This is a genomic window from Streptomyces sp. NPDC020996 (genome assembly GCF_040641355.1).
GTDB lineage: Bacteria > Actinomycetota > Actinomycetes > Streptomycetales > Streptomycetaceae > Streptomyces.
The window spans coordinates 1-7259 of record NZ_JBFADM010000128.1 but is presented as its reverse complement, the minus strand read 5'-3'; the positions used below and the strand labels follow the sequence as shown (position 1 = coordinate 7259).

The window sequence follows — 7259 nt, the reverse complement described above, 5'->3', positions numbered from 1 at the left end:
GGGCCGGCCCCGCCGGGGGGGGGCCCGGGGGGGGGGGGGGCGGGGGCGGCGGCCCGCCCCCCCCCCCCCCCGGGGTGGGTCAGGCGTCGGCCGTGGCCGGCTCGGCGAGCCAGGCGCCGTAGCCGCCGAGCAGGTCGGAGACGTCGGTGCGGCCCTTGTGCCGCAGCAGGCTGGAGCCGATGGAGGAGCGGTGGCCGCCCGCGCAGTGCACGACCAGGGGCCGGTCGGTGGGGACTTCGTCGATACGGCGGGCCAGTTCGGCCAGCGGGATGTGCAGCGAGCCCTCGATGAAGCCCTCCTCGCGCTCGGAGCCGTTGCGGACGTCGAGCACCAGCGGCGGCTCGTCGCCGTCCAGGGCGCGGCGCAGTTCGTCCACGGTCAGGCGGCTGGCCTGCGCCATCTCGTCGGCCAGGGCGGGGAAGGCGCCCTCGGGCTCCCGCAGGTAGCCGGCGACCTTGTCGAAGCCGATGCGGGCGAGCCGGGTGACGATCTCCTCCTCGCGGTCCTGCGGCGCGACCACGATGACGTCCTCCTCCGGGCCGACGACCATGCCGGCCTGCTCGGCGAAGCGTCCGTCGGCGGGCACGTTGACCGAGCCGCGCAGGTGCCCGGCGGCGAAGTCCTGCGGCGAACGGGCGTCCACGACGACCGCCCCGGCGGCGCGCCGCTCCATGAAGTCCTCGACCGACAGCGGACGCGGCGCGGCGGTCGCGTCGAACAGGCCGTGCTCCTTGCGGTTGAGGATGGCGTCGTAGACGAAGTAGGCGGGCGCGGAGGGCTGGCCCGCCGTCACCAGCTCGACGAACTTCTCCTCGCTCATCGGACGGCACGCGTAGTTGGTGGCGCGCTGCTCGCCGATGGTCGACTGGCGCTGCGTGGAGAGGTTCTTGCCGCAGGCGGACCCGGCGCCGTGCGCGGGGAAGACCCGCACCGCGTCGGGCAGGGCCATCAGCTTTTTCTGGATGCTGTCGTAGAGCATCGAGCCGAGTTCGTCGGCGGTGACGCCGATCGAGGCGAGCAGGTCGGGACGGCCGACGTCGCCGATGAACAGCGCGTCGCCGGTGAGCACGCCGTAGGGCACGGCGTCGTCCGCGTGCTCGTACACCAGGATGCTGATCGACTCCGGGGTGTGGCCGGGGGTCTCCATGATCTGGAGCTGGACGTCGCCGAGGCTGATGCGCTCGCCGTCGGTCAGCTTGCGGATGGGGTACTCGGCCTCGGCGCGCTGCCCGTAGCCGATCCAGGCGCCGGTGCGGTCACGGAGCTCCAGGTGACCGGCGAGGAAGTCGGCGTGGAAGTGGGTGTTCAGCACGGCCTCGATGGTGAAGCCGTGCGCCTCGGCGTCGGTGAGGTACTCGGAGACGTCACGCCGCGGGTCGACGACGACGGCCTTGCCGGTGGTCTCGTCGGCGATCATGTACGAGGCGTGGGAGAGGCAGTCGAGGTAGTACTGGGCGAAGAACATGGTCGGGTGACCTCCGTATCGGATCGAATTGATACCCGGGGGGGTATGTAGAAGGTTCTGGTCCGCCCTTGGCGGGGGCGGGGGCGGGGGAGAGGGGGGCCGGGGCCGGTGGCCGGCCCGGACCGGGAGGGCCCGGGCCCGGCTCGCCGGTCAGAGCCGGCCGGTGAGCATGCCGTGCCAGTACACCGGCGGCAGCAGGTACCGCTTGAACACCCACATGTCCCGCCGCTCCTTGAACGTGTCGATCAGCGGGAAGGAGGGCTGCGGCTTCAGGTCGTAGTCGAACTCGGCGAGCAGCATCTTGTCGCGGGCGGTCACCAGCGGGCAGGACGTGTAGCCGTCGTAACGGCGGGACGGGGAGCGGTCGTTCATCACGTCGAGCAGGTTGGCCGCCACGACCGGCGCCTGCTTGCGCACGGCCGCGCCGGTCTTCGACGTCGGCAGGTTCGCCACGTCGCCGAGCGCGAAGACGTTGCCGTAGACCGGGTGCCGCAGGGTGTGCTTGTCGGCGGCGACGAACCCCAGCGGGCTCGCCGGGTCGGCCAGCGGACCGGTCTTGATCCAGTCGGGGGCGCTCTGCGGCGGCACGGCGTGCAGGAGGTCGTAGCCGATGGTCTCCTTGGTGCCGTTCGCGTGGTCGGTGATGACGAGCGTGCGGGCGTCGCCGTCGACGGCCGTCATCTCGGAGCTGAGCCGGACCTCGATGCCGTACCGGGCGGCGACCTTCTCCAGCACCTGCGCCCAGGCCGGCACCTTGAACATCACCGGGTCCGGGATGACCATGATGACGCGGATCTGGTCCAGGACCTTCTGCTTGCGCCAGTGGTCGGCGGCCAGATAGGCGATCTTCTGCGGGGCGCCGCCGCACTTCAGCGGGGTGGCCGGGTGGGTGAACACGGCCGTGCCCGACTTCAGCTGCTTGACCAGCTCCCAGGTGCGCGGGGCGTACTGGGGAGCGTAGTTGCTGCTCACCCGGTCGTGACCGACGGCCTCCGCGAGGCCGGGCACGCCGTCCCAGTCGAGCTGGAGGCCCGGTGCCACCACCAGGTACTCGTAGGTGAGCTGCTCGCCGCCGGACAGGGTGACCGTCCGGGCCTCGGGGTCGACGGACTCGGCGCGGCGCCGGACCCAGCGCACCCCGTCGGGGATGACGGACCCCTCGGGACGGCGGGAGGCGCCGAGGGGGGCCTGGCCGCCGCCGACCAGCGTCCACAGCGGCTGGTACCAGTGGGTGTCGGACGGTTCGATCAGGGTGATGTCGGTGACGCCGGCGCGGCGCAGGCGGGCCGCGACGCTGATGCCGGCGCTGCCGCCGCCGATGACGACGACGCGGTGACGGCCGGTGAGCGGCTCGTTCGCGGGGGAGGGGGTGGCGGCCAAGGCGGGACTCCTTCTCGTCGGCAGGCCTGGGTGCGGGTGTCGGTGGGGTGGGTCAGGCCGCGTGCTCCGGGGCACCGGCCGCGATCGGGCGGCCCGCTCGGGCCCAGCCACTGGTGCCGCCGGCCACCGAGAAGGCGTCGACACCACGGGAGTTCATCCAGTCGGCGGCGGTCTTGCTGCGGTTGCCGCTGGCGCAGATCACGTAGACCGGCCGGTCGCCGGGCAGTTCGCCGCACCGGTCGAGCACGCTGCGCAGCGGCATGAGCCGGGCGCCCGGCACGTGGCCGGCCACGTACTCGGCGGGTTCCCGGACGTCGACGGTGAGCGCGCCGTCCGCCCACGCGGCGGAGAACTCCTCCTGGGTGACTTCGCGAGCCATGTGGTTGCCTCCTCAAATACCCCCGGGGGTTTCTTGTAGGCGAGAGTACGACCCTCTCGGGGGAAGCGTCAAATACCCCTGGGGGTATTTGCCTTTCGGGCAACGTCAGGGCTCTGACCAGCGCCGCGAGTGGGAGCGGCGGCCCGCGTCGGGGCGGTCAGCGGCGCGGCGGCCCGCATTGCGGCGGTCAGCGTCGGGGCGGTCGGCGTCGCGGCGGTCGGCAGGCGCAGCGTGATCCTGGTGCCGCCGTCCGGGCCGGACGCGGCGCCGACGCTGCCGCCGTGCGCGGTGACGAGCTCCTTGACCACGGTCAGGACGATTCCGCTGCCGCCGCCGGTCGCCTGGGCGCGCGTGCCCCGCCAGAGCCGGTCGGAGACGTGCGGGAGTTCCCCGGCGGGGATCCCCGGCCCCGGGTCGGCCGCCTCGACGACCGCCTCCCCGGCGCGGCAGGAGGCGCCGACGGCGACGGTGTCGCCCGGACGTAGTAACGGGCCGCGTTCGACGGGAGGTTGCCCAGGGCCTGGTGCAGCCGGTCGGCGTCGGCGTACACCACGAGCGGAGCGGACCCCGTGCGGGTGCGCACGGTCAGCCCCGCGGTGCGCAGCTCGGCCTCGCGGTCCGCCACGGCCGCACGGACCACGGCCACCAGATCCACCTCGGCGTGCCGCAGGGACAGCCGGGCCGACTCCGCGTCCGCCGGCTCGCCGCGGTCGCCGACGACGCGGCCCAGCCGCAGGGCCTGGTCGTGCAGGACGGCCGGCCGGTCCGGGGACGGGTCGGCCGACGGCCGGCGCGAGGGCGAGCGCGCCGGGATCGCCGACGGGTAGCCGGCCGCCCTGTGGTCCGCGTCATTGCGGACGGAGGCGGACATGTGATGACAGTGGGGACACCCGGCACACGCGAGAGAAGGCGCATCCCATGAGTCAGCACGTGCACGTCCGCCTCCGCGACGGTCTGGCCGTGTCCGAGGAAGGCGACCTGGTGGAGCTGTCCCGCTGCCGCTGCGGCGCCACCTGGACGAGGACCTACCGCGTCGACGACGGCGAGCCCGAGTAACCCGGGACCGCCCGCGCGGCACGCGCCCGACGCGCGCCCGTCCATCACCCGTTCCCTGACCCGTCCATCACCCGATCGGCTCACATCCTCTGGCCGACCCCGCACTCCGGGCCGACTGTCGAAGCAGGCGGCCGGGCGACCGGTGCCCGCTGCCGCCGCCCCACGAGAAACGGAGTGCGACCATGACCGCACCGTCCCACTCGGGCGCCCCGTCCGGTGACTACCGATCCGCCCCCACCGGCGGCAGCGCCTGGGCCAACGGCGGCGCCGTCTTCGCGGGCGTCCTGATGATCGTCAACGGCTTTCTGGCCGTCTTCCAGGGCGTCGCGGCGATCTCCAAGGATGACGTCTACGCCCGCATCGGCAACTACGTCTACAAGATCAATCTCACCGGCTGGGGATGGATCCTGCTCGTTCTCGGCGTCATAGCCGTCATCGCCGGCGCGGGTATCCTCTCCGGCGCCGGGTGGGCGCGCGGGGTCGGCATCGTGCTGGCGTCGCTGAGCCTGATGGCCCAGTTCCTGTTCCTGCCCTACGCGCCGGTGTGGTCCGTCATCATGATGGCGATCGACGTGTTCGTGATCTGGGCGCTCGCGACCTACGAGCCGCGGACCACGGGGAGATGACGCCCCCGCCCCGGCCCCCACCCGCACGCCGGACTCCCCTACGCTTGGCGCACCGTCGCCGAGACCGAGGGGGGCACCGGTGAACGAGGACCACGAGGGCGTGGTCGTCTACTGGCGGCCCGGGTGCGTGTTCTGCATGAAGCTGCGCCTGGGACTGCGCCTGACGCGACTGCGGTACACCGAGGTCGACATCCGGCGCGACCCTCGGGCGGCGGCGTTCGTCCGCTCGGTCGCGGACGGCGACGAGACCGTGCCGACGGTGACCGTGGCGGGGAGGGCGATGGTGAACCCGTCGAAGAAGCAGGTGCTGCGGGCCGTCGCAGCCCACGCACCGCACCTCCTGCCGAACCGGGCCTGACCTGCCCGACGCCGCGCCCGCGAGGCCGTGCGCCTCGGTGCTGTGACGGGGGCCGGCGCTGGTGTGGTAGTCGATCTCCCCCGCGCCGGTCCCCGCGTCTTGGTCCGGTGCGCTTGGTATGGGGTGGCCGCCTGCCGGGCCGAGTGCCGCAGGTCGGCGAGATGCCTCCGCGTGCGGTCAGGATCCTCTCCGGGCCCGGCCGCCGGAGGGTGCGGCCGCCGAAGGATGCCGGTTGGAGCCGGACAGTCGGAGCCCGGCCGCCGGACCGTGCGCTCGGAGTCGGCGTCGGAGTCGGAGTCCTGCCGTTGGAGTCCGGTAGGGCCCGGTGAACCCTGCTCGTACGGCCGAGGCGGCGGGGGTGCCTCGGCTCCGGGTGCGGGAGCCCCGCGGCGGCGTCACCGATCGTCGCCTCACCGCCGCGCCGTGAAGCGGTCCGGCGGCTCGGGGCGTGGGTCAGCCCGCGCGCAGGGTGGGGGCCGTGTCGTCCGGCTCGGGACGGGACGTGGCGCCGGCGGGGGAGCCGGCCGGGACGTCCTCCGACTGCTGCAGGGTGGTGCCGCCGGGCACCCCGCGGCCCTGGCGGGGACCGGTGGACAGATGGGACGCCGCGGACAGCAGCAGCACGACCGCCGCCACGGTTCCGAGCACCCGGCACACCCGGCGGCGCCGGCCGGGACCGTCCAGGTCGCGCCAGGCGGGGCCGGCCGACAGCTCCTGCGGCTGCCACAGTTCGCCGACCGCGTCCGACGGTGCGTGGCCGGCGCCGGGCGTGAAGCGCACGGGCGCCCCCGACAGGCGCTCACGCGCCGAGGGCTCGCGGGGAGCGGAGCGGCGGATGGCCCGTTCGCTGTCGGCCGCGAACCGTCGCCAGACGTCCTCGGGCACGGGCGCCGCGTGGTGTCCGTCGCCCGCTGCCGTGCCGTCGTCCGGTTCTCTGGTGGCCATTTGCACCTGATCATGCCATGCGGGCGGCCTCCGCGCCGCAAGTACCGCGGCACACCGACCGTTCGGCACGGGACCCGGCCGTCAGCCCCCGTCAGCCCCCGTCAGTTCCCGTCAGCCCCCATCGGCGCCCGCGCCGCTGATCCGCCGGGCGACGTCGCGCAGCTTGAGGTTGTGGTGCTGGGAGATGCGGCGCAGCACGTCGAACGCCTCCTCCTCGCTGAAGCGGTGACGTTCCATCAGCATGCCCATGGCCTCGCCGATGGCGTGCCGGCTGTCCATGGCGTGCTCGAGCTGGTCGATGGTGCGGGCGCTGGACAGGGCGACGGCGGCGTGCGAGGCCAGCAGCCAGACCGCCGTCTCGACGTCCTCGCCGAAGGTTCCGGGACGGCGCGCGTACAGGTCGAGCGCGCCGAAGTCCTCGTCCTGGGCGTAGAGCAGCACCCCGCTCATGCTGCCCACGCCCAGCTCGCGGGCGCCCGCGGCGAACCGCTGCCAGGACGCCTGGGGCCGGCTGAGGTCCTCGATGCGGTACGCACGCTCGCCGGCGGCGCCGCGGGCCAGGTCGAAGCAGGGTCCCTCACCCAGCTCCCCCTGCAGCCGGTCGCAGTCCCGGACCATGTCCCCGCACGCGGCCAGGGTCACCGCCCGGCCCTTGCGCACCGCGAGGATCCCGGCCGCGTCACAGCCGTCGACCAGCCGCACCGCCGCCGCCGCGATGGCGTCCAGCGTTCCCTGGACCGAATCCTGCGCCAGCAGATCCCGTGCGAGCCGGGCCATCTGCTCCGCGTACTCCCGCCATTCCACCGGCACACCACCCGTCTCGCTCGCCGCTCGGGCCACAGGGCCGCCGGATGTCCCGGCCGGCCGCCGCGCGGAGGAAGGAGCCGCGACGTCGCGGTCCTGGCTCCGGGGTTCACCGGCCGGACTCCCACGGCCCCCGTGGCCATGCCGGCCCGCACCGGGCGGTGCGGGCCCCCGCCGTGCCGGAGGACGCCGCGCGGCCGCGGCCGGCCTCCCGCGCGCGGGGGGGGGGCCGCGCCGCGCGGCGCG

9 protein-coding genes and 1 pseudogene are annotated in these 7259 nt (G+C 74.3%); 3 read left to right on the top strand and 7 right to left on the bottom strand.

Annotated elements, in window-relative coordinates; all coding sequences use genetic code 11:
- Positions 1 to 79: 79 nt before the first annotated feature.
- The 5 genes and pseudogenes from AB0G63_RS38775 to AB0G63_RS38755 form a co-directional block, all read right to left on the bottom strand.
- The gene (locus AB0G63_RS38775) at positions 80 to 1465 is read right to left on the bottom strand and encodes a rhodanese-like domain-containing protein (protein WP_360760513.1); all 1386 of its coding nucleotides are present in this window, start codon (positions 1463 to 1465) and stop codon (positions 80 to 82) included.
- Positions 1466 to 1615: 150 nt separating this feature from the next.
- Positions 1616 to 2845, bottom strand: a complete 1230-nt coding sequence (locus tag AB0G63_RS38770; RefSeq protein ID WP_360760510.1) for an FAD/NAD(P)-binding oxidoreductase — start codon at positions 2843 to 2845, stop codon at positions 1616 to 1618.
- 52 nt (positions 2846 to 2897) lie between these two features.
- Entirely contained in the window at positions 2898 to 3224 is a 327-nt protein-coding gene (locus AB0G63_RS38765; protein WP_360760508.1) for a rhodanese-like domain-containing protein, read from the bottom strand.
- A gap of 68 nt (positions 3225 to 3292) precedes the next feature.
- Positions 3293 to 3640 (bottom strand): annotated as a pseudogene (locus AB0G63_RS38760) (ATP-binding protein); the annotation flags it as partial.
- On the bottom strand, positions 3535 to 4095 hold the full coding sequence (locus AB0G63_RS38755; RefSeq protein ID WP_360760505.1) for a hypothetical protein: 561 nt from the start codon (positions 4093 to 4095) through the stop codon (positions 3535 to 3537). The gene AB0G63_RS38755 and the pseudogene AB0G63_RS38760, both read right to left, overlap by 106 nt.
- Positions 4096 to 4142: 47 nt before the next feature.
- On the opposite strand from AB0G63_RS38755, the gene AB0G63_RS38750 reads away from it, so the two are divergent.
- The 3 genes from AB0G63_RS38750 (at position 4143) to AB0G63_RS38740 (ending at position 5264) form a co-directional block, all read left to right on the top strand.
- Entirely contained in the window at positions 4143 to 4280 is a 138-nt protein-coding gene (locus AB0G63_RS38750; RefSeq protein ID WP_351893618.1) for a hypothetical protein, read from the top strand.
- Between the two features lie 182 nt (positions 4281 to 4462).
- Positions 4463 to 4906: a hypothetical protein gene (locus tag AB0G63_RS38745; RefSeq protein ID WP_360760502.1), complete on the top strand. Its 444-nt coding sequence runs from the start codon at positions 4463 to 4465 to the stop codon at positions 4904 to 4906.
- A 79-nt stretch (positions 4907 to 4985) separates the two neighbouring features.
- The gene (locus AB0G63_RS38740) at positions 4986 to 5264 is read left to right on the top strand and encodes a glutaredoxin domain-containing protein (RefSeq protein WP_360760500.1); all 279 of its coding nucleotides are present in this window, start codon (positions 4986 to 4988) and stop codon (positions 5262 to 5264) included.
- A 453-nt stretch (positions 5265 to 5717) separates the two neighbouring features.
- Here AB0G63_RS38740 and AB0G63_RS38735 read toward each other — a convergent pair whose 3' ends face one another.
- Entirely contained in the window at positions 5718 to 6209 is a 492-nt protein-coding gene (locus AB0G63_RS38735; protein WP_360760497.1) for a hypothetical protein, read from the bottom strand.
- A gap of 111 nt (positions 6210 to 6320) precedes the next feature.
- Entirely contained in the window at positions 6321 to 7013 is a 693-nt protein-coding gene (locus tag AB0G63_RS38730) for a GAF and ANTAR domain-containing protein (protein WP_360760494.1), read from the bottom strand.
- Positions 7014 to 7259 lie beyond the last annotated feature (246 nt).